Source organism: Pristimantibacillus sp. Z349TD_6 (assembly GCF_056173205.1).
Genome location: NZ_CM149662.1, coordinates 4,776,905 through 4,801,506, shown reverse-complemented (window position 1 = coordinate 4,801,506; position 24,602 = coordinate 4,776,905). Strand labels below are relative to the sequence as shown.

The 24,602-nt window shown below is 42.5% G+C and carries 26 protein-coding genes; 21 read left to right on the top strand and 5 right to left on the bottom strand.

All coding sequences use genetic code 11. The annotated features are described in order from the left end of the window. The first annotated feature begins 8 nt into the window (after nt 1-8). From xseA to AC0VYE_RS20955, 13 genes are all read left to right on the top strand, one after another. Entirely contained in the window at nt 9-1,385 is a 1,377-nt protein-coding gene (xseA, locus tag AC0VYE_RS21015; RefSeq protein ID WP_475442800.1) for an exodeoxyribonuclease VII large subunit, read from the top strand. Then, nucleotides 1,363-1,617, top strand: a complete 255-nt coding sequence (gene xseB, locus AC0VYE_RS21010) for an exodeoxyribonuclease VII small subunit (protein ID WP_076266958.1) — start codon at nt 1,363-1,365, stop codon at nt 1,615-1,617. Before xseA ends, xseB begins: the two co-directional genes overlap by 23 nt. 2 nt (nt 1,618-1,619) lie before the next feature. Then, the gene (locus tag AC0VYE_RS21005) at nt 1,620-2,534 is read left to right on the top strand and encodes a polyprenyl synthetase family protein (protein ID WP_076266959.1); all 915 of its coding nucleotides are present in this window, start codon (nt 1,620-1,622) and stop codon (nt 2,532-2,534) included. 117 nt (nt 2,535-2,651) lie between these two features. Then, nucleotides 2,652-4,550, top strand: a complete 1,899-nt coding sequence (gene dxs, locus AC0VYE_RS21000; protein WP_076267073.1) for a 1-deoxy-D-xylulose-5-phosphate synthase — start codon at nt 2,652-2,654, stop codon at nt 4,548-4,550. 16 nt (nt 4,551-4,566) lie between these two features. Next, nucleotides 4,567-5,400, top strand: a complete 834-nt coding sequence (locus tag AC0VYE_RS20995) for a TlyA family RNA methyltransferase (protein ID WP_475442799.1) — start codon at nt 4,567-4,569, stop codon at nt 5,398-5,400. 179 nt (nt 5,401-5,579) lie between these two features. Continuing rightward, entirely contained in the window at nt 5,580-6,047 is a 468-nt protein-coding gene (locus tag AC0VYE_RS20990; RefSeq protein WP_076266961.1) for a hypothetical protein, read from the top strand. Between the two features lie 16 nt (nt 6,048-6,063). Beyond that, nucleotides 6,064-6,516, top strand: coding sequence for a transcriptional regulator AhrC/ArgR (ahrC, locus tag AC0VYE_RS20985; RefSeq protein ID WP_076266962.1), 453 nt, complete (start codon nt 6,064-6,066; stop codon nt 6,514-6,516). Between the two features lie 16 nt (nt 6,517-6,532). Continuing rightward, a complete protein-coding gene (recN, locus tag AC0VYE_RS20980; protein WP_475442798.1) occupies nt 6,533-8,245 on the top strand; it encodes a DNA repair protein RecN in 1,713 nt (570 codons plus the stop codon). A 123-nt stretch (nt 8,246-8,368) separates the two neighbouring features. Beyond that, entirely contained in the window at nt 8,369-9,697 is a 1,329-nt protein-coding gene (gene spoIVB, locus AC0VYE_RS20975; RefSeq protein WP_076266964.1) for a SpoIVB peptidase, read from the top strand. A gap of 297 nt (nt 9,698-9,994) precedes the next feature. Then, nucleotides 9,995-10,807, top strand: a complete 813-nt coding sequence (spo0A, locus tag AC0VYE_RS20970; protein ID WP_076266965.1) for a sporulation transcription factor Spo0A — start codon at nt 9,995-9,997, stop codon at nt 10,805-10,807. Nucleotides 10,808-11,030: 223 nt separating this feature from the next. Continuing rightward, a complete protein-coding gene (locus AC0VYE_RS20965; RefSeq protein WP_179089764.1) occupies nt 11,031-11,186 on the top strand; it encodes a hypothetical protein in 156 nt (51 codons plus the stop codon). A gap of 511 nt (nt 11,187-11,697) precedes the next feature. Continuing rightward, complete coding sequence (locus tag AC0VYE_RS20960; protein ID WP_475442797.1) at nt 11,698-12,678, top strand: NERD domain-containing protein; 981 nt, start codon at nt 11,698-11,700, stop codon at nt 12,676-12,678. A gap of 71 nt (nt 12,679-12,749) precedes the next feature. Then, nucleotides 12,750-13,454 (top strand): YHYH domain-containing protein, encoded by a 705-nt coding sequence (locus tag AC0VYE_RS20955; RefSeq protein WP_475442796.1) that lies wholly within the window; start codon nt 12,750-12,752, stop codon nt 13,452-13,454. Between the two features lie 145 nt (nt 13,455-13,599). On the opposite strand, the gene AC0VYE_RS20950 is transcribed toward AC0VYE_RS20955, so the two are convergent. Further along, nucleotides 13,600-14,820, bottom strand: coding sequence for a GNAT family N-acetyltransferase (locus tag AC0VYE_RS20950; protein WP_076267026.1), 1,221 nt, complete (start codon nt 14,818-14,820; stop codon nt 13,600-13,602). Between the two features lie 288 nt (nt 14,821-15,108). Then, on the bottom strand, nt 15,109-15,276 hold the full coding sequence (locus AC0VYE_RS20945; RefSeq protein ID WP_144376707.1) for a mechanosensitive ion channel protein MscL: 168 nt from the start codon (nt 15,274-15,276) through the stop codon (nt 15,109-15,111). 136 nt (nt 15,277-15,412) lie between these two features. Here AC0VYE_RS20945 and coaD point away from each other — a divergent pair, with 136 nt between their 5' ends. After that, nucleotides 15,413-15,895 (top strand): pantetheine-phosphate adenylyltransferase, encoded by a 483-nt coding sequence (gene coaD / locus AC0VYE_RS20940; protein WP_076267027.1) that lies wholly within the window; start codon nt 15,413-15,415, stop codon nt 15,893-15,895. Nucleotides 15,896-15,986: 91 nt separating this feature from the next. Here coaD and AC0VYE_RS20935 read toward each other — a convergent pair whose 3' ends face one another. Continuing rightward, nucleotides 15,987-16,280: a DUF2627 domain-containing protein gene (locus tag AC0VYE_RS20935; RefSeq protein ID WP_076267028.1), complete on the bottom strand. Its 294-nt coding sequence runs from the start codon at nt 16,278-16,280 to the stop codon at nt 15,987-15,989. A gap of 216 nt (nt 16,281-16,496) precedes the next feature. Here AC0VYE_RS20935 and lpdA point away from each other — a divergent pair, with 216 nt between their 5' ends. The 5 genes from lpdA (at nt 16,497) to lipB (ending at nt 22,196) form a co-directional block, all read left to right on the top strand. Next, nucleotides 16,497-17,924 carry a dihydrolipoyl dehydrogenase gene (gene lpdA, locus AC0VYE_RS20930; RefSeq protein WP_475442795.1) on the top strand — a complete coding sequence of 476 codons (1,428 nt, stop codon included), beginning with the start codon at nt 16,497-16,499 and terminating at the stop codon, nt 17,922-17,924. Between the two features lie 96 nt (nt 17,925-18,020). After that, the gene (locus AC0VYE_RS20925) at nt 18,021-19,055 is read left to right on the top strand and encodes a thiamine pyrophosphate-dependent dehydrogenase E1 component subunit alpha (protein WP_076267030.1); all 1,035 of its coding nucleotides are present in this window, start codon (nt 18,021-18,023) and stop codon (nt 19,053-19,055) included. Beyond that, complete coding sequence (locus tag AC0VYE_RS20920; protein WP_475442794.1) at nt 19,055-20,038, top strand: alpha-ketoacid dehydrogenase subunit beta; 984 nt, start codon at nt 19,055-19,057, stop codon at nt 20,036-20,038. The genes AC0VYE_RS20925 and AC0VYE_RS20920 overlap by 1 nt, the downstream gene beginning before the upstream one ends. Before the next feature lie 110 nt (nt 20,039-20,148). Then, nucleotides 20,149-21,471 (top strand): dihydrolipoamide acetyltransferase family protein, encoded by a 1,323-nt coding sequence (locus AC0VYE_RS20915; protein ID WP_475442793.1) that lies wholly within the window; start codon nt 20,149-20,151, stop codon nt 21,469-21,471. A 17-nt stretch (nt 21,472-21,488) separates the two neighbouring features. Further along, entirely contained in the window at nt 21,489-22,196 is a 708-nt protein-coding gene (gene lipB / locus AC0VYE_RS20910) for a lipoyl(octanoyl) transferase LipB (protein ID WP_076267033.1), read from the top strand. Here the strand turns inward: lipB and prli42 are convergent. Beyond that, entirely contained in the window at nt 22,182-22,283 is a 102-nt protein-coding gene (gene prli42 / locus AC0VYE_RS20905; protein WP_161807522.1) for a stressosome-associated protein Prli42, read from the bottom strand. The two genes, lipB and prli42, sit on opposite strands and share 15 nt — an antisense overlap. A 96-nt stretch (nt 22,284-22,379) precedes the next feature. On the opposite strand from prli42, the gene AC0VYE_RS20900 reads away from it, so the two are divergent. Beyond that, nucleotides 22,380-23,510, top strand: coding sequence for a M20/M25/M40 family metallo-hydrolase (locus AC0VYE_RS20900; protein WP_475442792.1), 1,131 nt, complete (start codon nt 22,380-22,382; stop codon nt 23,508-23,510). Nucleotides 23,511-23,655: 145 nt separating this feature from the next. On the opposite strand, the gene mciZ is transcribed toward AC0VYE_RS20900, so the two are convergent. Further along, nucleotides 23,656-23,820 (bottom strand): Z-ring formation inhibitor MciZ, encoded by a 165-nt coding sequence (gene mciZ / locus AC0VYE_RS20895; RefSeq protein ID WP_144376708.1) that lies wholly within the window; start codon nt 23,818-23,820, stop codon nt 23,656-23,658. 90 nt (nt 23,821-23,910) lie between these two features. Here mciZ and AC0VYE_RS20890 point away from each other — a divergent pair, with 90 nt between their 5' ends. Beyond that, on the top strand, nt 23,911-24,480 hold the full coding sequence (locus AC0VYE_RS20890) for an NUDIX hydrolase (protein WP_372238966.1): 570 nt from the start codon (nt 23,911-23,913) through the stop codon (nt 24,478-24,480). The last annotated feature ends 122 nt before the right edge of the window (nt 24,481-24,602 follow it).

Here is a 24,602-nt window from a genome sequence, read left to right as displayed (position 1 = left end):
TGGCGGGCATGGCTGATCAGCCTCGAATTTATTCCATAAAAGAGCTTAATCGGTATATTCGCATGAAAATGGAGTCGGATACACTGCTTGGCGATATTTGGCTGCGCGGTGAAATTTCCAATTTTACACATCATTCAAGCGGACATATGTATTTTACGCTGAAAGATAGCGATAGCCGGATCAAATCCATTATGTTCGCATCCCATAACCAGCGGCTTCCGTTTATACCTAAGGAAGGTACAAAGGTAATTGCTAGAGGGAATATAACGGTTTATGAGCGCGACGGCAATTATCAATTTTATGTTAATTCGATGCAGCCTGACGGTATTGGGAGCTTGTATCTTGCGTTTGAACAGCTTAAGAGCAAGCTGAGCAATGAAGGACTCTTCGCAGAGTCGCGCAAACGGGCGATTCCTCTTTTTCCAAAGGCTATTGGAGTTATCACATCGCCAACGGGTGCAGCTGTACGTGATATTATTATTACTTTGCAGCGCCGTTACCCATTAATACCGATATATGTTTATCCTGTGCTCGTTCAAGGGACTGGGGCAGCACCTGCTATTGTAAAAGCGATAGAAGCAATGAACCGTTTCGGCGAAGCCGACGTATTAATTGTAGGGCGCGGCGGCGGATCACTAGAAGAGCTCTGGGCTTTCAATGAAGAATCCGTTGCTCGAAGCATCTCGAACTCGCAGATTCCGATAATCAGTGCGGTAGGCCATGAAACAGATTTCACGATAGCTGATTTTGTAGCTGATTTGCGTGCCGCCACACCTACAGCTGCAGCAGAGCTCGCTGTTCCGAGCATTTCCGAATTGAAGCAGCAGCTGAATCGCCAGCAGCAGCGTCTAGTTCAAGGAATTCGTTACCGTGTAAGTGATGAGAAGGAGAAGCTGCAGCGCATAAGACGTTCACCTTTTTTCTTGCATCCGCGCAGGTATTTGCTTGAACAGGCAGAACGGCTCGATCGATTGTCAGAGCAGCTCGTTCAGCGAACAAAACGTATTACAGAACGAAGTCATATAAGATTGGCAAGGCAGCAAGCTACACTTTCTGCCCATCATCCCGGCGAGCGGGTAGCTTTCGCAGCCAAACGGTGGCAGACAGCGACGAAGCAGCTAGAGAGTGCTATGAATAATTCTGTTAAAGACAGGAAAAACAAGCTTTATACCTCTATGAAGCAGCTTGATGCCTTAAGTCCTTTAAAAGTTATGTCTAGAGGTTACAGCCTTGTGTATGATGAGCGAGAGCAACGATTAATCAAATCGATTCGCGATTTGAAAGTAGGCGATATCGTAAAGGTGAAAGTAGCGGACGGTCAGCTAGATTGTCATGTAGGTTCATTGAGAGGAGATCAAATGGATGGCAGCAACGAATCAAAGTGAGCTCACATTTGAGCAAGCAATGGAACGACTAGATTCTATTGTATCTAAGCTTGAGAATGGCGATGTTCCTCTTGAGACAGCGATTGAGTTATTCCAGGAAGGAATGAAGCTTTCGCAGCTTTGCGGAGGTAAACTTGAGCAAGTTGAGCAAAAAATCGAACTATTGATTGAAACAGAGCAAGGCTTCCAGAAAAAAACGTTTGCAGATGCAATCGAGAATAAAGGGGAATAAGCTTGAGCGAGAGGGCAGCAATAAAAGCATATTTATCGCAAACCACGGAGCTTATTGAAGCTTCGCTAAAACAATCGTTACCAAGCTCATGGGATGTTCCCCTTCGTCTGAGGGAAGCAATGCTCTATTCCCTTGAAGCAGGCGGGAAACGCTTAAGACCAGCACTCGTTATTGCAGCCGCAGAAGCTGTTTTCAATAAGCCTGAAACATTGAATGCTGCTATGCCTGTTGCTTGTGCCGTAGAGTTTATACACACCTATTCATTAGTACATGATGATTTGCCAGCAATGGATGATGATGATTTCCGCAGAGGCAAGCCAACCAACCACAAGGTTTTTGGTGAAGCAATGGCGATATTAGCCGGGGATGCGCTTCTGACGCATGCCTTTCATTTAATTCCACAAGCAGCTCGTCAAGGCGGTGTCGCAGCAGATGTTGCGCTTGCCATTGTCGAAGATTTGGCAAAATTAGCAGGAGCTCCCGGGATGGTAGGCGGTCAAGTTGCCGATATGCTAGGTGAGCAAGGCATTACGTCAATTCATGAACTAGAGTATATTCATCTTCATAAAACAAGTGATCTTATTGCCTTCTCGGTTATGGCTGGCGGCCGTATTGGCGGAGCAACAGAAAAGCAGCTTGAACTGCTCGCGATTTACGGACGCAACATCGGTCTTGCTTTTCAAATTCAGGATGATATTTTGGATTTGATTGGGGACGAGAAGAAGCTGGGTAAGAAGACGAACAGTGATGTTCAGCAAAATAAAGTAACCTATCCGTTCCTTATCGGAATAGAAGAAAGCAAAGCTCAAGTTGAACGGCTTACCCAGGAAGCGAAGTCTGCCGTGCTGGAAGCGGAGTTCATAGCTCCAGATCGACTGCTTGAAATTGCAGATTATCTTGTTGGGCGCGATCATTGAGTATGTGATGCTTTTTCCATTTTGGTTGGGAAATAAAGCTCGGTATGCTATAATAGGAAAAATGTAGATGTACATGGGACAGCAATAAATGCTGTCCGCGAAAGCGAGGAAAGTAACGTGCTGCTTGACCAGATTAACGGACCTCAAGATTTGAAAGCTTTGACAACCGCTCAGCTAGAGCAACTGGCCGCTGAAATCCGTCAGTTCCTTATTGAGAAGCTTTCCGTTACGGGTGGTCATCTCGCTCCTAACTTAGGAGTCGTTGAGCTGACCCTAGCCATGCATTATTTATTTAATAGTCCAGAAGATAAGTTTATTTTTGATGTAGGCCATCAATCCTACGTTCATAAAATTTTAACTGGTCGTATGGATCGGTTTGATACACTGCGACAATATAAAGGTTTATGCGGTTTCGTCAAACGTTCAGAAAGCGAACATGATGTTTGGGAAGCTGGACATAGCAGTACATCATTGTCTGCCGCTATGGGTATGGCGCTTGCTCGTGATCTTAAGGGTGAGAGCAATCGTGTAGTTGCAGTTATTGGCGATGGTGCTTTAACTGGCGGTATGGCCTTAGAAGCGCTTAATCATATCGGACACGAGAACAAGAACTTAATCGTTGTCTTGAACGATAATGAGATGTCGATTGCTCCAAATGTGGGTGCATTGCATCACTATTTAGGGAAAATTCGTACAGATCGTCATTATCATAAAGCTAAGGATGAGCTTCAACAGCTGCTCAACAAAATCCCGGCAATCGGCGGGAAGCTTGCTAAGACGGCTGAACGTTTCAAAGACAGCTTAAAATATTTGCTCGTTAGCGGCATTTTGTTCGAGCAATTTGGATTTACTTACCTGGGTCCTGTAGACGGACATGATATCGAGCAAGTGATTGATATTATGCGTCAAGCGGATGCAATGCCAGGACCTGTTTTAGTCCATGTATTGACTGTGAAAGGTAAAGGTTATTCACCTGCCGAAGCAGATTCGTTCAAATGGCATGGCATCACGCCATACAAAATTGAATCAGGCCAAGTAGTCAAAGCAGTTGGCCCGCCAGTATATACTGACGTTTTTGGTCAGATGCTAATTGAGCTTGCTGAAAAGGATGAGCGCATCGTTGCTGTTACTCCAGCAATGCCGGGCGGTTCTGGTTTGCTGCCATTCGCAGCAAGATTCCCGAATCGAATGATCGATGTGGGCATTGCAGAACAACATGCAGCTACCATGTCTGCTGCTTTAGCGATTGAAGGCATGAAACCTGTGTTTGCAGTGTATTCGACTTTCTTGCAACGAGCATATGATCAAGTCGTTCATGATATTTGCCGTCAGAACCTGAATGTTATATTTGCCATAGACCGTGCTGGATTCGTTGGCCCGGATGGTGAAACACATCATGGTGTTTATGATATTTCATTCTTAAGACATATACCGAATTTGGTCATTATGATGCCTAAGGATGAGAATGAGCTAAGACGAATGCTCAAGACCGCCGTAGAATATAATGATGGACCAATAGCCGTTCGTTATCCGCGAATTGCAGGATTAGGCGTAGAGATGGAAGCAGATCCGCAAGTATTGCCTATAGGCAAGTGGGAAACCGTACGCGAAGGCGACTCCACCGTCATTATGGCCATTGGACCGATGCTGCAGGTTGCTGAAGAAGCTGCAGACCTTCTCAAGCGTGAAGGGATCAATGTTCAAATTGTAAATGCTCGGTTTATTAAGCCGCTTGATGAAAAGATGTTATTATCGTTTGCTGCAGAAGGCAGGCATATGATTGTACTTGAGGAAAATGCAGAGCTTGGCGGTTTTGGCAGCTCAGTGCTTGAGTTCTTTTCACTCAAAGGCATTTATGGCTTAACTATTCGGATCATTGGAGTACCTGATGTATTCGTTGAACACGGATCCATTAAAGAACAACGCAAAGAAATTGGATTAACGGCTGAGAGAGTTGCAACTGAATTAAAAACGATGCAGCCAAGGCGCATGAAACGAGTTACTGGCAAACAGTAACGTCTGAGGGTGAAAGATGACAACAACAACAGCTAAAGAGCGAATAGACGTATTGCTTGTTGAGCGCGGCTTTTATGAAAGCAGAGAAAAGGCAAAAGCGGCTTTGATGGCGGGTCTTGTGCTAGTAAATGACGAGCCTGTTGACAAAAGCGGTATGAAGGTGGCACGTTCGGCAGACATTAAGGTAAAGGGCGCACTTCATCCTTATGTTAGCCGAGGCGGGCTAAAGCTGGAAAAAGCGATTCGAGTGTTTAATATTGATTTGCGCGAACGCGTTATGCTCGATATCGGTGCATCAACCGGTGGCTTTACCGACTGCGCATTACAAAATGGGGCATCATATGTATATGCTATTGATGTTGGATATAATCAACTTGATTGGTCGCTAAGACAGGATGAACGCGTTCATGTTATGGAGCGAACTAATTTTCGTTATACGCAGCCAGCAGATTTAGTTGGACCACCGCCGACATTTGCAACAATTGATGTATCGTTTATTTCGTTAAAACATATATTGCCTGCTTTATCTACGTTATTAACGGTTGGTTCCGGTATTGTAGCTTTAATTAAGCCGCAATTCGAAGCTGGGCGGGAGAAAGTAGGTAAATCTGGTGTTGTACGTGACTCTGGCGTGCACAGAGATGTACTTCGAACCGTTTTGACTGGAGCAGCTGAGATTGGTTTTTCATTGCAGGATATTACGTTCTCCCCAATTACGGGTGGAGAAGGCAATATTGAATTTTTAGCTTATTGGCATTGGTCTGCTGAACCAAATTCAGCTGTACTCGATGACGACGCATTAGCGGAGCTAGTGAAACAAGCAAATGAAACCTTTACAACCAATAAATAAATGAGAAAGGTGCCTGGCAGCGTCATAACTGCCGGCATCTTTTTTACTTTACAGCATAGTGCTCCATTTGTTAAACTATAGAAAAGCAAACAAACGTTCGGCAATCGACATAAACAGGAAAATGCCCCCAGCATAGCGAACGAATAAGTATACAATCCATTTGCGAATGGGGGATGCTGATGGGAACCTATGGTGATTGGGCGATCATGCTTGTCGCTGGATGTTTGTTCGTATTGTGGCTGTTCAGAGTGTTTCACCGCTGGCTGCATGAGCCTGCAAGCGTTAGTCGGCTTACGCTCGGCAAGGGCGGTACTCTTTCAGTAGATGATGAGAATATATTGTTGCTGGAGCAAGCTGGGTACGAAGTAATTTCAGGAAAACATTTAGTTCCGATTCCAATCAAGCTTGATGATGTGCCGCTTGGAAAGGGAAGCCGGTTATACATTGATTATATTGCGGAAATGAATAATTGCACGTATATAGTGAAAACTGCTCGTGACCGGATGCCAATTGACTGGTCGCCGAGCGGTGTAAGAGATCGTTTGCTTGTGTATTCGCTGCTTTTGCCCGAATGCGATGGAATTTTATTCGTGGACGCAAGGGAGAAGTTGATTCGCAAAGTCACGTTTCACATCGCAGACCAATAACTCATGGAGGTTTTTTATGAAGGGGCTTCGTCAATATCGAATCAAAGAAATTATTAGCAATAGTGTGATTGAGACACAAGAGGAGCTTGTTGAAGCGCTTCGCACAACAGGTATGCAAGTAACGCAAGCGACCGTATCACGTGATATGAAGGAATTAATGCTAATTAAAGTGCCGGCAGGTGAAGGGAAATATAAATATTCCATTCCGCAAGAGCATCAGAAGCAAAATCCTATTCATAAGCTCAAGCGTGCGTTGCTTGACCATTTTGTACATATTGACTTTACAGATAATCTTGTTGTTATGAAATGTTTGCCAGGGACGGCGAACACCATTTGTGCATTGGTTGATAATATGGAATGGACTGAAGTAATGGGTACTATCTGCGGAGACGATACGATCTTGATGATTTGCAGAACCAAGAAGCAAAGCAATGAAGTAGTAGAACGATTACTTGAGCTGTTGAACTAAGGAGGATGTCAGAGCCATGCTGCGTGAGTTGTCGATAAGGAATTTAGCGGTAATTGAAGAAGTAAACGTTACATTTCATCATGGATTTCATGTATTGACAGGAGAGACAGGAGCAGGTAAATCGATTCTTATTGATGCGCTAAGCTTGCTGGTCGGCGGTAGAGGCTCCGCAGACATGGTACGGTATGGTTGTGATAAAGCTGAAATGGAAGCTTTATTTGACCTTCCACGAAATCATCCTGTATGGATCGTTCTGAACAAGCTTGGTGTACATGCATCCTGTGAAGAGATGTTAGTAATAAGAAGAGAGTTGTCTGCAAATGGTAAGAGCAGCAGCCGTGTGAATGGCCAGCTCGTTACAATGACGATGCTAAGAGAAATTGGCGAATGCCTTGTCAATATTCATGGTCAGCATGAGCATCAATCACTCCTTCGAACAGAACAGCATTTAGAGTGGCTAGATCTATTCGCTGGAGATTTGCTAATTGAACGGAAGCAAATATATCGGACCATATTTTCACAGCTGCAGCAGGCAAGAGCATCTTTGCGCGAGCTGGAAAATTCGACTAGACACAATGTGCAAATGCTTGATTTATATCGTTTTCAAATTGAAGAAATTACGAATGCGCAGCTTAAGCCGTTGGAAGATGAGCTTCTAACAGAGCAGAGGCGCAAGCTATTGTATGCAGGGAAGAGAATGGACGCCGTGTCGGAGGCCTATTCGCTTTTGTATGGAGGCAAAGGGCTTGATATGGTTAGCAAAGCAGTAGCTAAGCTGATAGATATTCAAACTTATGATGCAGCGAAACTAAATCCACTTCTTGAACAACTTCAATCTGCCTTTTATCAAGCTGAAGATGCTGCATTCCAGCTTCGTGATTATCGAGATGGAATTGAGTCTGATCCTGATCAGCTCTCGCAGGTTGAAGACAGACTTGATTTAATAAATAGTATGAAGCGCAAATACGGGGAAACAATACCCGATATACTTGCTTATTTAGAGAGGACAATTGTAGATCGTGACAAGATCGAGAACCGTGATCAACTTCTTGAAGAACTTAAAGCAGAGGAAATTAAGCTTTATGATCAAGCGCTGATTTTGGCACAGGAATTGTCACAGCTTCGGGAGCATGCAGCGACAAAGCTGTCTGAAGCGATCGAGAATGAGCTAGGACAGCTTCAAATGCCAGCGGCTAAGTTTCGTGTGCAAATCGATACGACTGTCGGAGGAGCAGGTGAAACAAAGCAGATTCGCTTGCATAGTAACGGTATGGATGAAGCGATCTTTATGCTTTCTACAAACCCAGGAGAGCCGTTGAAGCAGTTAAGCAAGATTGCTTCTGGGGGAGAAATGTCGCGAATTATGCTCGCCCTTAAAAGCATTTTCGCAGAAATTGATCAAGTGCCTGTACTTATTTTTGATGAGGTCGATACAGGCGTTAGCGGACGTGCTGCTCAGGCTATCGCAGAGAAAATGTCACAGCTTGCATCGAAGTGCCAAGTATTCTCTATAACCCATTTGCCTCAGGTTGCTTGCATGGCAGATCATCATTATGAAATAAGAAAACAAGTCATTGGTTCGCGTACCTCTACATCTGTATCGGAACTGCTTGAAGCTGTTCGTATAGAAGAACTTGCACGTATGCTCGGCGGAGTGGAAGTAACGGAAAAAACACGGAATCATGCACAAGAAATGCTTGATTTGGCACATAGACAGAAAGGAGCGTAATGGAAGCCAATTAGGGAATGTTTTTGTGGACATAAAACGAACGGGTGAGGGTAACTTAAAGGTACGCCATTGGCGACTTATCCTTCTTCGTCATGCGATGGAAATACAGGGAGCGTGAAATCATTGAACTCCAGTCAAAGGAAGCGATGGTTTGGCCTGGTTCTCGTTTTCTTCATTTGCATGATCGGAAGCTCCACCCCGTTTCAACATTTTGCCGCAATCCCGAATGAACTTCGTTTATTCTCCGGGCAACTGAAACGTTTACAATATGGAGTGCCCGTTCATGCTGAAGTAACGGTCGACCCTCAAATGCTTCAGATTAACGGATCAACCAGTCATTCTTTATCCGTAAATTTGAATGAACCACTGTCACTGCAGTCGAGTCAAAGCGGTCAAACGAAAATGAAAGTGAAATTATTTGGTAAAATTCCATTCAAGACTGTAAAGGTTAATGTTGTACCTGATCTCCGTGTCATTCCAGGCGGTCAAACGATTGGAGTCAAAGTTAAATCATCGGGCATCTTAGTTGTAGGACATCATCAGGTAGCTGGCAGCAACGGCATGAAACAATCCCCTGGTGAGGCCGCAGGACTGCGTTTAGGCGATTTAATTGTGAAGATTGATGGTACAAGCATTAATCAAGTAAACAGGATTGCGGAGCTAAGTGAGAAGGCTGGCAATGAGAAGAAGCCGCTTGAAGTAACCTATAAGCGAGATGGGCAATTAGGCAAGACGCTTTTAAATCCAGTATTTGATGCGGAAGATAAGGCATGGCGGTTAGGTTTATATATCCGTGATTCAGCAGCCGGCGTAGGTACATTAACGTTTTATGCCCCAGATCAGGGTGTTTATGGAGCATTAGGCCATGTTATCACGGATATGGACACACAAACTCCTATTGATGTTGGCGAAGGCCAGATTTTACAGTCCAGCGTTACGTCCATTAACAAAAGCCAAAATGGCGAGCCGGGAGAAAAAAGAGCGCATTTTGTGAAAGAAAGCAAAATATTAGGCAATGTTGAGCGAAACACTCCGTTTGGCATTTTCGGCAAAATGAATGAAGTTCCTACTCACAGTTACAGTGATAAATCTGTTCCTGTCGCATTTGCTGAAGATGTTAAGGAAGGGCCAGCGCAAATTTTGACTGTTGTGAATGGACAGAAGGTTGAGCGCTTTGATATTGAAATTGTGCATGTATCAAAGCAATCTGGTCCAGCAACAAAAGGTTTGGTTATTAAGATAACGGACAAAAGATTGTTAAGCAAAACCGGGGGTATCGTTCAAGGGATGTCAGGTAGTCCGATCATTCAAGATGGCAAATTAGTTGGAGCTGTCACTCATGTATTCGTTAATGATCCCTCTTCAGGATATGGTTGCTTTATCGAATGGATGCTGCAGGATGCAGGAGTGTTGCTGAAGTCGGCAAATGGACATATCGGCGAAGCTGCATAATGGCTTGCTATTAGAAAATAACGCCCACTTGAGCTGAACAGCAGCTTAGGCGGGCGTTATTTTTAATTAAATCCTTTTATCTAAAAACCGCGTCAATACGTAAATGAGCAATGAAATTTGTCGAAGAAGAACGAACATCATCGGTACATGTAATAAATTTTTTATTATATCGAATCCCCGTAAAAAAATAAAGAAAAATAATTTTCGACAGAAGGAATTGAACTCCACATGTCGAAAACTTTAGATTAGACAACTAGTGAGCGAAATCATGAATATCATTTAAGGGAGGACCACAACTTGCATAAGATCGAAGTATTATTAGCAGATGACAACCGGGAATTTACTAACTTGTTATCGGAATACATATCCGAACAAAGTGATATGAGTGTGAGTGGAGTCGCGTATAATGGAGAAGAGGTTTTAAGACATCTGGAGGAAGCAAGAAAAGTTCCTGATGTGCTTATCCTTGATATTATTATGCCTCATTTGGATGGACTAGGTGTACTTGAACGGTTGAAAGAAATTAACCTATCTCCTATGCCCAAGATCATTATGCTGACTGCTTTCGGCCAAGAGAACATTACTCAAAAAGCGGTACAGCTTGGTGCTTCCTATTATATTTTGAAGCCGTTTGACATGGATATTTTAGCTAATCGTATTCGTCAGCTTGTTGGGAACCCAACATACTCTTCAACGGGCAGCTTCACAACTAGCTCCTCTTCAATGAAATCCAACGTCGTTCCTATCCCTAAAGGGAAAAACCTCGATGCCAACATTACGAGCATCATTCATGAAATCGGAGTACCTGCTCATATTAAAGGTTACCAGTACTTGCGTGAAGCGATTACGATGGTTTATAACAATATCGAAATTCTTGGTGCGATCACAAAAACTCTTTATCCTGCGATTGCTGAAAAATTCAAAACAACGCCATCTCGCGTTGAACGCGCTATCCGCCACGCCATTGAAGTGGCTTGGACACGGGGCAACATCGACAGCATCTCTCACTTGTTTGGCTACACGATCAACATCAGCAAATCAAAGCCTACTAATAGCGAGTTCATCGCGATGGTGGCTGATAAGCTGAGGATTGAGCATAAAGTTAGCTGAACGTAGAAGGGAGAATCGTTAAAGGAAAACTCGTTTTTAATAACTATCCGTAATCTAGTTATTGTGTAACTTCATAACTTTCAACTAGGTCATCTTAAATTCGATATGATTTAAATCCACTGCTTTATTGGGCTTTAAACCCCAAAAGAGGAGTGGATTTTTTTTGAGGAAACTAATAGGATCGTAGGATTAATAATAATTTCTGAATGGTGAGGTGGTAACTATGTACAAAGGAATTGAGATTAATGGAGTTGTCTTCTCGAATGATGAAAAAGACATTAATCATGATGAATTTTTAAATGCTTTCATTCAGTTTATAGAGGCAAAAGGCTGGAACTTCGGTGGAGGAACAAAGGAAGTTGGTAGTGAAGATGAGTAAGATAAAAATATCCATGATTTCATCTATAAGATTCTTTTAAATTGACTTATTTCGAATGCGTTAAAGATGAGTGAACATCGCAGCACGTGTGTCGTTCTTTTAGAAGTAGTTGAAAGTGATCTATAATGGTTTGGATTGTGTGAAGAAAAAAAACATTATTTAGGATGCGGAAGATGTAAGAAAGCCATTCAATTACCTTGAACAAATTGAAGATTTTTAAGGACAGTCTAACGTAAGAACGCGTTATCTGTCCTATTTGACTTTATAGTAGTGTTATTTTTGTTGAAAAATTAACTCTTTCTATTAATCGTCTCCTTACTGCTAAATTCTCTCCATAGAGTGTAAGGCAAGAATAGTGCTTGAATAATTAAATTCTTAGCCTATTTCATGTTTAAAAGTAATTTATTCAATAAAACTCATTTATGGATAAAATATGGTATAATATAACTATGTTTAAAGAGTCTATTCCTACTAACGATCTATAAAAACTGATAATCAAGGAGAACTGCGTATGTCTATATTAAACATATTATTTGGTCAAAAAAGAACAATTCAAAATCCAACATTCATTAAGGATTTTTCAAAGGATAGTTTGCAACTTGCAAATCTTAATGATCTGCTAAATAAGGTTTCAGATGGAGATAAAAAAGATAACATTGAGAAAGACATTAAGCTACTAAAATATGGGCTAGATGGTGAGAACAATGTATATTTCGAACTGAAGCATTCGTTCCTCCCCATCATTTGCTTGCATGATGTAAGAGTTGTTTATGAAGATTATGTTGCACAGCTTGATTTTGTAGTCATATCAAATAAATTTACATGTATTTTAGAAACAAAAAAGTTGAGTGGAAATATAAACATAGATCAGGATGGAAATTTTATTAGAACGATTAAGAATCGGTATGGGAAGGAATATAAAGAAGGAATCTATAGCCCGGTAACTCAAAATAAAAGACATGTTGATATACTTAAACATCTACTTTCAAAAGAGCTAAAAATCAATAATATGCCTATCTTATCACTAGTTGTTATGGCAAACCCAAAAACAATAATAAAGAAATATAAATGTCCAGCAGAAGTAGAGAAAACTCTTATAAAGTACGATCAGATTAAAACCACTTTAGAAAAGTATCAAAATGATAAATCGAACCAGTACGATTTGGGCGAGAAGGAAATGCTCGATATTGCGAATCTGCTTATCAAAGTAAATTCTCCAATTGAAATGGATTTAATTATAAAATACCAAATTTCAGATGATACTTATGCAAGAAAAAATGATCAGATTTTAAGAGAAGAATTGATGGCATACAGATTGAAAACATCTAGAGAAGAAAATGTGAAAGCGTATTATATTTTTAATAACAATGAATTGGAAGATATTATTTCCAAATATCCAAGATCAGAAGAGGAACTATTGGAGGTAAAGGGATTTGGGAAGGTTAAGGTTGAAAAGTATGGAGGTGCTATTTTAAGTTTTTTTAAACAATAGCTAAGATTAAAATCTTTGAAATGGAAATTGAAAAGAAGGATTTATTATTCTGGGAGGATTGAGGAAATTTCATGAAAAAAAGCTTAGGAATTATATTATCATTCATTCTTTTTTTATTAGTAGTAATGCCTACACTTACTTCAGCTCACTCAGGTCGTACGGATAGTAATGGAGGACATAATTGTTCAGCAAAATCTAAGTCCAAAGGTTTATGCTCTGGTTATCATTATCATAATGGTGGATCAAGCAATAAAAGTACAAACGTTTCCAGCACTTCTACCAAAATTACTAAGGTGAAAGTTATAAGTAATGAATATCCTCCAGCTCCACATTGTATAAAGCTAAAAGATACTTATAAATCAACTGATACATATTATAATTATTACGAACGTAACTGGGATTGTAACCGCTATACAATTGATGGCGAAGTATTCACTTATCTAGATTTAAATTTATATGTTAACAACCAATATATGAATCTTAATAGCCAACTAATTAGCGTCAAAAATTCAAGTTACATCTCTGTTAGGGATTTTTCGAATTCTTTTAACTTTAGTATTGAGCTAGATAAAGTAGGAAATGTAATTTTAAAGAAAGATAAGATAATAATTAAAATATCGACAAATGACAAAAAGATTTTATTAAATGATAAATATACTGGTGTAAAAGCTATTAAAGCTGAAGGCTATTATTACATTCCATTACGTTCTGCAATGGCGTTGATAGATGGTAAAATTAATTCAATTGAGAATTCGAAAATATATTTATCTTATTAATCATTTAATTATGCTGGCTAAGAAGAAATATCATATAAGTTTTTAGAAAGAATCATAGCAATAAACAACCACTGATCTTTTGATCAGTGGTTGTTTTGATTAATTCAGTTGCAATATTTGGGGGAACAAAACGAAATTCACTTAATCAGAAATAATCAGAGAAATACGGACGCTCCTGATTAATCAATTGTTCCAGTTTTCGAATGGACGCGTCATCAGCCTGCATACGGCCAATACGTGCAAGATAGGTTGGCCGCTTGTAACCCATTAACATCGTCGTTAAAGCAGGAATGTCGATAACTACCGATGGTGCGATGCCGCCATGGGTCATATGGCCTTTTCCGTTTGTGTCTACCGTTAGGGTGAAGGTTCCTTGATTCCATTCAAGCATAGGATCATGGAGATTGATAACGAGTCGGCTTTCCTTTTCCTGCTTTTCAAATGGATACTGCTCGATGAACAATACGATATCTACAATTCGTGCCATGTAATAAGGAGCAATGGTTTCTTTAATATCCCCGTCGTCCAATATGAATGCAAGAGGCTCATCCTGATAGATATCCCCTTTTACAAGCGTAATCATTGAGAAATGGGCACTGACAAAGTTCCATAATCCAGTGCGTGCCTCTTCGTTAATATAGATCATTTCTTTCATGTGAAAGATCTCTTCAGCAATCCAATACAGCAAATACCCCATAGGTGAGTCGTTATTGTCGTAATAGATCGCTACGGTCATATCATCTAAATCCCAGCGCAAGTACTCTTCCCAAGCGAGCTCGTTTCGCAGCATTGCACCATGGTGCAAGCGGGCAAATTGCTCATATATTGTTTTGATGTCCGGATGTTCGATGGTTACACGTTCAACATGACCAGGTACGTTTTTTAGCTTAGGCAGCTGAGTGTCCGGAACCTCAAAAGAAATTTTATCGGAAATGATCTCCCAGCCTTTACGCCTGTAGTAAGGGATGGAGTAGGGATATAAGTAAGAGATCGATTGCTTACGCTCACGCATTTTGCTTAAGGCAAGCAGCATGAGTTTATTCATCAAGCCCAAATTGGCATATTCGGGATAGGTTCCGACACCTGTCAGTCCCCCCATTTCATAAATATGTCCGTAGATGTTGACCTGAAAGGGATATACAGCAAGCTGAGATATAAGTTTATCGCCATCAAACCATCCTTGAACATCGGCATACTGAAGGACGGGAAGTTTGGCCTTTGCGATCTCTCTGTTTTCCCAGCCAAAGGTTTGTAAATCTCGATTAGTGACTTGAAAAACATAGCGCAATAAATTGTTGAACTGCTCGCCATGCTGGGTTTCGATTTTTTTTAACTTGAGTCTGTCATGTAGCTTCCGTCGACTCATAGGTGATGACCTCCATTTATTTAAACATATCCAAGTAGTGTACCATCCCTTAGAAGTGCAAACAAATCAGCCCTAGCGGAAGGGATGCAGCATAGGATACGATATCATTGATTCAAAATGTTTATTGGCGTATGGTGAAAAGTTTTCTATATGCTGAGGATGTCCTACAATTGATCTGATTAATCAAAAACAGATATGGATGTGTGTTAAGTGGGTACCGGGCTTGGAGGAGTTGAAAATTGAAGATAAAATGGGTTTTTTCAAAAAAAAAAGGCCATCAAGGATGCCTCAGTTGTAAACAACTCTGCGGTTTAAATAAACGTTGCTGCCATATTTCTTGATTAAACCATGCGATTCTGCTTTTATAAAGCTATGAATTTCTTTTAGGCGCTGCGTTTGTGGCTGGATTGTCTCTTTTACTTTTCCATCTACGGTAACATCGAATACAATTTTCATGATTGCACCTCATTTCTTTTGGTTAATTTCATAATAGTGTTGTTGTATGATGAGATCATAAATTGAAATGCGGACAATTGTAATTTTTTTTGGAAAGCATCATGGCTATGTAAAATATATAAGGAGAGGTGACAGGATGAGAGCCGTCTACGCTGGAAGTTTCGACCCGATTACACTTGGGCATGTGTCCGTTATAGAGAGAGCCTTTCAATTATTTAGTGAGGTTCATATTATAGTCGCCAATAATCGATCGAAAAAACATCATTTTACGATTGAGCAGCGTACGGAGCTTGTCGCTTTATCTGTGCCAAAGGATGATAAGATCCATATTATTCCTTATGAAGGCATTGTGGCTGACTATATCAATGAGCATGATATTAACGTGGTCATACGGGGAATTAGGAATGCAACTGATTTAGAATATGAACTGCAGCTTGAGCAATATATTCGTAATACTACGTTGGCGGATACGATTTATTTATCTCCATACACGCATTACATGCAAACGAGCAGCTCACTCGTTAGAATGTTTCTTATGTCTGATAAGACGGAACTGGCAGCTTCTTATATGGTTCCAAAAGCGTATGCGCAAATGCTTGATTACGTTGATTATACCTAGTTTTTCACAAATTCATCATACAAAAAAACCGCCAAGCTAGGATCAAAACGATCCGAACATGAGCGGTTTTAATTATGATTGTTGTATAAAATTAGCTTTGTGGTTTTGGCGGGCGGGGACGTTTCTGCTTAAACCTAGTAGCAACGTAGTTCCGTTTGCGGTCGCGAAAAAAAGTCCAGCCCGCGATAAAACCAGCGCCCGCAGCGAACATGATAAATCCAAGTAAAAATTTGAGCCATTCAAAATCTGGCGTAATGGTTTCATTTCCGAATTCAGAAAAATACACGAAGACCGAATCTTTCATTTTCAGAAAACCGAAGCAAGCAAGTAAGCCTGGAATAACGAGCATGAGGATAGCAATAAAGCGAGCAGCAACTAATTTCATAAATACAGTGTCTCCTTATCGGTCAAAATATACAGTTACTTCTATCATACCTTTTTACGTGTAGAGTGTCTATTTCGTAAAACGACGATGTTTTCGTCATTAAAAACAGGTACAATAGGGATGGATGACGTGTTACAATGCGAATGGGCATCTTTGAGAGTTATATGAATAGGCAAAAAAAGTATATAGTTATGGTTATTAGAAGGGAATGATTTTATGGCTATACAGGTAGATGTAGCAGTGCTCGGAGGCGGGCCTGGCGGTTATACAGCAGCCATTCGTGCTGCACAACTAGGAAAATCGGTTGCCATTATCGAAATGGACAAGCTTGGCGGGACGTGCTTACATAAAGGATGTATTCCGAGTAAATCGCTGCTCCGGAGCGCTGAGGTATACTCAACGCTGCTTGAAGCAAGCTCATTTGGCATCCAAGTAGCTGATGGGGCGATATCGCTCAACTATGGCAAAGTGCAAGAGCGTAAGGATCAAACCGTAGAGCAGCTCTATCGTGGACTTCAAAGCCTTATGAAAAAGAATGGCATTCAAATTATTCAAGGCAAGGGCAGAGTCATCGGTCCTTCAATTTTCTCTCCAAAAAGTGGTTCATTAGCCGTAGAGCTGCCGGACGGGGAAATGGAATCAGTTGTATCCACTAATCTTATTATTGCTACAGGATCTCGTCCTCGTACATTGCCTGGTTTAACACCAGACGGCGAATATATAATGACCAGCGATGAAGCTTTAATTATGGACAAATTGCCTAAATCCGTTATTATTGTCGGCGGCGGGGTAATCGGCGTTGAATGGGCTTCACTTTTGCATGATTTTGGCGTTCAAGTTATTTTGGTAGAAGCGGGCTCCCGCCTTTTGCCTGGTGAAGATACAGAGGTTTCAGCTGAGCTTACAAGAGTGCTGCGTGGTCGCGGTGTACGTGTGCTGACTGGCGTTCAACTGCAAACCGATCAATACAAAGGCGAGAACGGTGAAGTGTCTATCGTTGCAGCTACGCAAGACGGTGATGTCATATTGACAGCAGAAAAGCTATTGGTATCCGTAGGACGACAAGCGAATGTGGAAAACATGGGTCTCGAAAATACCGATGTTCGCACATCGGGCGGTGTGATCGAGGTCAATGCGTTCGGTCAAACGAGCGAGCCGCATATTTATGCCATTGGCGATGTTATTGGCGGTGTTCAGCTCGCTCATGCTGCTGCGCATGAGGGCTTAATTGCTGCTGAGCATATTTGCGGTGAGAAACCCGTAGCGATTGAGGCTCATTTGATACCAAGGTGCATCTATTCCCGTCCGGAAATTGCTTCTTACGGCTTGACAGAAGATGGCGCACGCGCGAAAGGGCATGACATCAAGACGGGTAAAATTCCGTTTCAAGCGATTGGCAAGGCTATTATTTTAGGAGAGAAAGAAGGATTCGTCAAGGTAATCGCTGATCGGAAGACCAATGATATTGTTGGTGTTCATATGATTGGAGCTCACGCAACGGATCTAATATCCGAAGCAGCACTTGCTGGAATTCTGAATGCAACACCTTGGGAAGTTGGCCAAATGATTCATCCTCATCCGACGCTTTCAGAGGCGCTGGGAGAAGCGATGCTCGCCGTAGATGATAGAGCGATATCGTTCTAATGAAGACTGTTTTCTTTTTGGTTCAATTGGAGTTATAATATATATGATCAAGTCTTAGTACCAGGTTATAATAGCGCGCAAAAGGAGGAACACCTTATGACCCAATCTGCTTCTACTGGGCAAAATGTTCGTCATTTGGAATTAGGGCTTAGCGATGAGCAAGCAATTGATATGTACGCAACGATGGTGACTGCTCGCAAGTTTGATGAGCGTATGCTGCTGCTGCAGCGTGCAGGGAAAATCAATTTTCACGTATCAGGTGTAGGACAAGAGGTAGCACAGGTTGCTGCGGCGTATGCACTTAATCGAGAAACAGATTATTTTTTACCTTATTATCGGGACTATGGCTTCGTGCTCTCTGTTGGTATGACACTGCGTGATTTGTTGCTGTCGGTTTTCGCCAAAGCGGAAGATCCGAATAGCGGCGGACGCCAGATGCCTGGCCACTTTGGCTCGAAGAAGCTGCGAATCGTAACGGGCTCAAGTCCAGTAACAACGCAGGTTCCTCATGCAGTAGGCATAGCGCTTGCGGCAAAAATGAAAAACAAGCCTCTTGTTAGCTTTGTTACATTTGGTGAAGGTTCGAGCAATCAAGGCGATTTCCATGAGGGCTGCAACTTTGCTGGAGTACATAAGCTGCCTGTTATTTTCATGTGCGAAAATAACCAATATGCAATCTCAGTTCCTATTCACAAGCAATTAGCAGGTACGGTTGCCGACCGTGCACTTGGTTATGGCTTCCCTGGATATCAGGTTGACGGTAACGATGCGCTTGAGATGTACCGTGTTGTGAAGGAGGCGCGTGAGCGCGCAATTGCAGGCGAAGGTCCAACATTGATTGAAGCAATGATGTACCGTATTTCACCACACTCTACTTCAGATAACGATCTCGCTTATCGTACGAAGGAAGAAGTTGATTCCAATCGTGCGAAAGATGGCATCCCAAAATATAAGCAATATCTGATTGATTGCGAGATTTGGTCGGAGGAGCTTGAAACTGAGCTTCAAGCCAAAATTCGCAAGATGCTTGACGAGGCTACTGAATATGGCGATAAAGCGCCGTTCCCGACGCCGGAATCTACATTGCTGCACGTTTATGCGGATGATGCTGATGAAGGAGGTACGGAATAATGGCAGTTATTGAATATATTGATGCAATTCGCCAAGGGATGAAGGAAGAAATGGAACGAGACGAAGATGTCTTCGTTCTGGGTGAAGATGTTGGTCTCAAAGGCGGCGTCTTTACAACGACCAAAGGATTGTTGGAGCAATTTGGCGAGGATCGTGTTCTTGATACTCCGCTTGCAGAATCAGCCATTGCAGGTGTTGCAATCGGCGCAGCAATGTATGGCATGAAGCCCATTGCTGAAATGCAGTATTCAGATTTTATGTTTCCGGCTACCAATCAAATTATTAGCGAAGCGGCCAAAATCCGTTATCGCTCGAACAATGATTGGACTTGCCCGCTTGTAATTCGCGCTCCTATTGGCGGCGGTGTTTTTGGAGGACTGTACCATTCACAATGTACGGAATCGGTATTTTTCGGTACACCTGGTCTGAAAATTGTTGCTCCATACCGTGCTTATGATGCGAAAGGGCTTCTAAAAGCAGCTGTGCGTGATCCGGACCCTGTATTATTTTTTGAGAATAAAAAATGCTACAAGCTCATTATGGATGAAGTTCCAGAAGAGGACTATATTGTTCCTATTGGCAAAGCGAATGTTCTTCGCGAAGGCGAGGACATTACGGTTATCGGTTATAGTTTGCCTCTTCATTTTGTGGAGCAGGCGGCAGCAGATCTAGCGACTGAGGGCATTAGCGCTCATATTCTCGATCTACGGACGCTTCAGCCTCTGGACAAAGAAGGCATTCTTGAAGCGGTGAGAAAAACAGGCAAGGTGCTTATTATCCATGAGGACAATAAGACTGGCGGCGTAGGTGCAGAAGTCTCAGCGATCATCGCAGAAGAGCTGCTTTATGAGCTTGATGCGCCAATTATGAGACTATGTGGACCAGACGTGCCAGCGATGCCTATCAACCCGCCGGGCGAGAAGTTTTTTATGCTCAACAAAGATAAAGTTAAAGAAGCAATGCGACAGCTAGCGCTTTATTAAAATATAAGAAGTCTAAAGTACTAAGCTTATATGTCACCGCGAAACGTATGCTGCGCCGCCGAAGGACGGCGGTAGCCGTTTACGCCTCGGCCAGTAGGGAGATGTGAATTATGAAAACTATGACGGAAATCGTCGTGCCTCAACTAGCAGAATCACTTGTATCAGCTACCATCGATAAATGGCTGAAGCAGCCTGGAGATTGGGTTGATGTTTACGAGCCTGTCTGCGAGATTATTACAGATAAAGTGAATGCTGAACTGCCTTCCACTGTAGCCGGCAAGCTTGTTCGTATCCTTGTTGGCAAGGGGGAGACCGTTCCAGTCGGCACTCCAATCTGCATAATTGAAACAGAAGGTTCTGCTGAGGATGCCGGAATCGGGGCTGCGGAATCCCAGACGGCTGCACCAAAAGAGGCAACAAACACACAAGTAAGTGAAATAGATTTGCAAGACGCTCCTATGCGCAATCGTTTCTCACCGGCTGTACAGCAGCTGGCAGCTGAACACTCTATTCGTCTTACCGATGTTCCAGGAACCGGTTTAGGCGGACGAATCACACGTAAAGACGTTCTTGCCTTTGTAGCAGCTGGTGGAAATCAAGCTTCTAGCGGGAATGCTGCTGTGCCTGCAGCCCGAACTGTAGATGCTGCTGCGCAGGTTCGTTCTTCTGGTCTGCATTTGACAGAAACGCCAAGATTCCCGAAAATCGAAGTGGAAGGTGCATCGGGAGCTGGTCGTGGTGATAGCTTCATTGATGTAACGCCAATTCGGAATACGATTGCTCGCAACATGAGACAAAGCGTAAGTGAAATACCGCATGCATGGACTATGATTGAAGTAGATGTAACGAATCTTGTTCTTCTGCGCAATAAGCTTAAGGATGATTTCATGAAGCGCGAAGGCATTAATTTGACGTATTTGGCATTCCTGCTCAAAGCTGTCGTTAATGCAATTAAAGATGTGCCAATCATGAATTCCATGTGGGCTGTTGATAAAATCATTGTGAAGCGGGATATCAACATCGCGCTGGCGGTTGGCACAGAGGATTCTGTTCTTACACCTGTTATCAAGAATGCTGATCACAAAAACGTAGCCGGTCTTGCCAAAGAAATTGAAGAGCTTGCTCGTAAAACGAGAGAAGGTAAACTGACGCTGTCTGATATGCAGGGCGGAACGTTTACAGTTAACAATACAGGCTCCTTCGGTTCCATTTTGTCATATCCGATTATTAACTATCCGCAGGCTGCCATTCTAACGTTTGAATCCATTGTGAAGCGTCCCGTTGTCATAAATGATATGATCGCTGTTCGTTCAATGGCTAACTTATGTTTGTCACTTGATCATCGGATTTTGGACGGCGTTATTTGTGGTCGTTTCTTACAGCGTGTGAAGGATAATCTAGAGAGCTTTAATCTAGAAAGCAAATTGTATTAGAAAAGGGGAGCACGATCATGGCTGAAGCGGATAACGCAAAAAGCTTGAGACGGCTGGATGCCCAATATATAGGCATGTTCGATTACGCGGAAGCGTGGGAGCTGCAAAAAACATATATAAAGCAAATTGATAAGGAGGAGCGCAATCAGTCGCTGCTCCTTCTTCAGCATCCGCCTACGTATACGATGGGTTCTGACAAACATCCTGAGCACCTTCTGCTTGATGAGGCAGAGCTTAAGGAACGAGGTATCGCTTTTTATCAAATCGATCGCGGCGGGGATATTACTTATCATGGCCCTGGTCAGCTGGTCGGCTATCCACTTCTTTATCTAGATGCAGTAGGCCTTAATTTGCATGCCTATTTGCGGAGCCTTGAGCAGGTCATTATTAATTGGCTGAGCGAGTATGGTATAGAAGCGGGCAGAAAGCCGGAATATACAGGAGTATGGGTCGGTGATCTGAAAATAGCGGCTATAGGCGTAAAATTTAATAAAGCCCGCCATCAGCGGGGCTTTATTACGAGTCATGGATTCGCTCTCAATATTAAATCAGGCATTGCCGAAGAAGGATTTAGTGGGATTATTCCTTGCGGTATCCAGCAGTTCGGCGTAACATCCTTTAATGATTTAACAGGACTTGATTTATCGGTTGAGGAAGCGGCGAACCAATTGCTCCCTCATTTTGTGAAAGAATTCAGATGTGAATTGGATCTAGTAAAGAAATAGTGATCCAAGACCAGCTAGCAAGGATGATAAAACTAATGCCGATACGAGAACGATGGCAACAATTCGGATCAATCGCTGTCTGCGCATATGAAAAACCCCTTTCTTGATTTGGAACGTCATAGCTTGCTATGAGCTTGTCATTTACTCTATTGTATACGAAAGTTATGGACGGAGGAAACGTTAATGATTACAAAAGATCGTTTAGTGAATGAATTTATGGAATTGGTGAAGATAGATAGCGAAACAAAACATGAGCAGGAAATAAGCCGTGTGCTAAAGCAAAAGTTCGAAGCGCTTGGCTTGCAAATTAGCGAAGATGATGCAGCAGCTAAGACCGGGCATGGCGCAGGGAATTTGTTTGCAATGTGGGAAGCAGAGGGAGCATCAGCATCAGCACCAACGATTTTTTTTACATGCCACATGGACACAGTAACACCTGGTGTTGGCATCAAGCCGCAGCTTGACGCTGATGGTTATATAAGAAGCGATGGAACAACTATTCTTGGCGCTGATGATAAAGCAGGCATTTCTGCCATTTTTGAAGCCATCCGTGTCGTTAAGGAGCAGTCCATTCCGCATGGACGCATTCAATTCGTCATTACGGTAGGAGAAGAATCTGGTCTACTTGGCGCACGCTCACTTGATGCATCGAAGCTGGAAGCTAAGTTTGGATACGCGCTTGATTCGAATGGCGCCGTTGGTGATATAGCAGTAGCAGCGCCGACACAGGCGAAAGTTACGATCAAAATGTATGGTCGTTCAGCACATGCTGGCGTTAATCCTGAGGATGGGATCAGTGCAATTCAAGTTGCTGCAAAAGCAATTGCAAGAATGCCGCTTGGGCGTATAGATAAAGAAACAACGGCGAATATCGGCCGATTCGAGGGCGGCGGCGCTACAAATATTGTGTGTGATTTTGTGACGCTGTATGCTGAGGCGAGAAGCATTGTACAGCATAAGCTGGACAATCAGATTGTTGCGATGCGAAATGCGGTTGAGAGTGCTGCAGAAGAGTTTGGTGCACGGGGAGAGCTTGAAAGTGAAATCATTTATCCTGCTTATCAGTACGATGATGCAGATCCAGTAGTACAGCTCGCCAAAAAAGCAATCACAGCAATCGGCCGTACACCGCGTACATTCCATTCAGGCGGGGGAAGCGATGCAAATATTTTTAACGGCTTAGGCATTCCTACAGTCAATCTAGCTGTTGGCTATGAGCATATTCATACGACGAAAGAACAGATCAAGGTTGATGATTTGGTGAAAACGACTGAGCTTGTCGTTGAAATTATTAAACAAGCGTCTGAAGCATAATAGGATTAGCGGAGGTTCTAAGAAGCAATAGCTTCGATTGGCCATGCCGTAAAATGACAGAAAGCCCTTCGATCCTGCGGCTCAGTTTTGGCTGATCGCGGAAGGAGGGTTTTTGTCTAAATGCATGCATCCATCCATGAGATGACTAATTCATTTTTTCCAAAGGAACACGGCGAACGCTGATGACATTTGTATATTCGGACATGGGTGTTCTTGATAAGGATGAAGCCGAAAGCTTGCGCAGCTGATGTTTTATTTCCCAGCCTTTTCCTACTAAGCGCAAGTGATTGAGTGCAACATATTGTTTCATATTAATCTCCCCTGTCGATTTGATATAATGATAGTTATGCAGAGGCAGGACAAGTTATGCGAAAGAATAAAATTCAATTTTAAGGAGCGAATACGAGTGGAAGAGCAGCAAAGAGCTGAGTTGTGGCGTGAGGAAACGATTAAGACAGAACCTATTTTTGAAGGTAAAATGATTACGCTGCAGGTTGATACCGTCACGCTTGCAGACGGCAGAACCGCAACAAGAGAAATCGTCAAACACCCGGGAGCAGCAGCAGTTATGGCGCTTTTGGATGGAAAGCTGCTAGTAGTGGAGCAATTTCGCAAGCCGCTGGAAAAATTCCAAATCGAGATTCCTGCTGGCAAGCTTGATCCAGGCGAAGATCCAATGACAGCAGCAGCTCGTGAGCTTGAAGAAGAGACGGGGTACCGCTCTGATGATTTGACTCTCCTAAGCGCTTTCTATACATCACCAGGGTTTGCAGATGAGAAGCTATATATTTATTTCACTGATAAAGTGGAGCAGGGCGTAATAAACCCTGACGATGATGAAGACTTGAAGGTTGAGGCCATCACTCTCGAGCAAGCTGAAGCCTATATCCAAGAAGGCCGTATTAGTGACGCCAAAACGATCCTAGCCGTCTACGCTTGGAAACTATACTCTTTGACAGGTCGGTTCTAACCGACCCTGTCTTCCCACAACATACCCGTCATACCTCTCTCAAACCCCTCATATAATGAAAAGTAAGACAACCCCTTGGGTAATTTATTGATTTTTTAAATTTATAGGAATGTAGAGTTGTA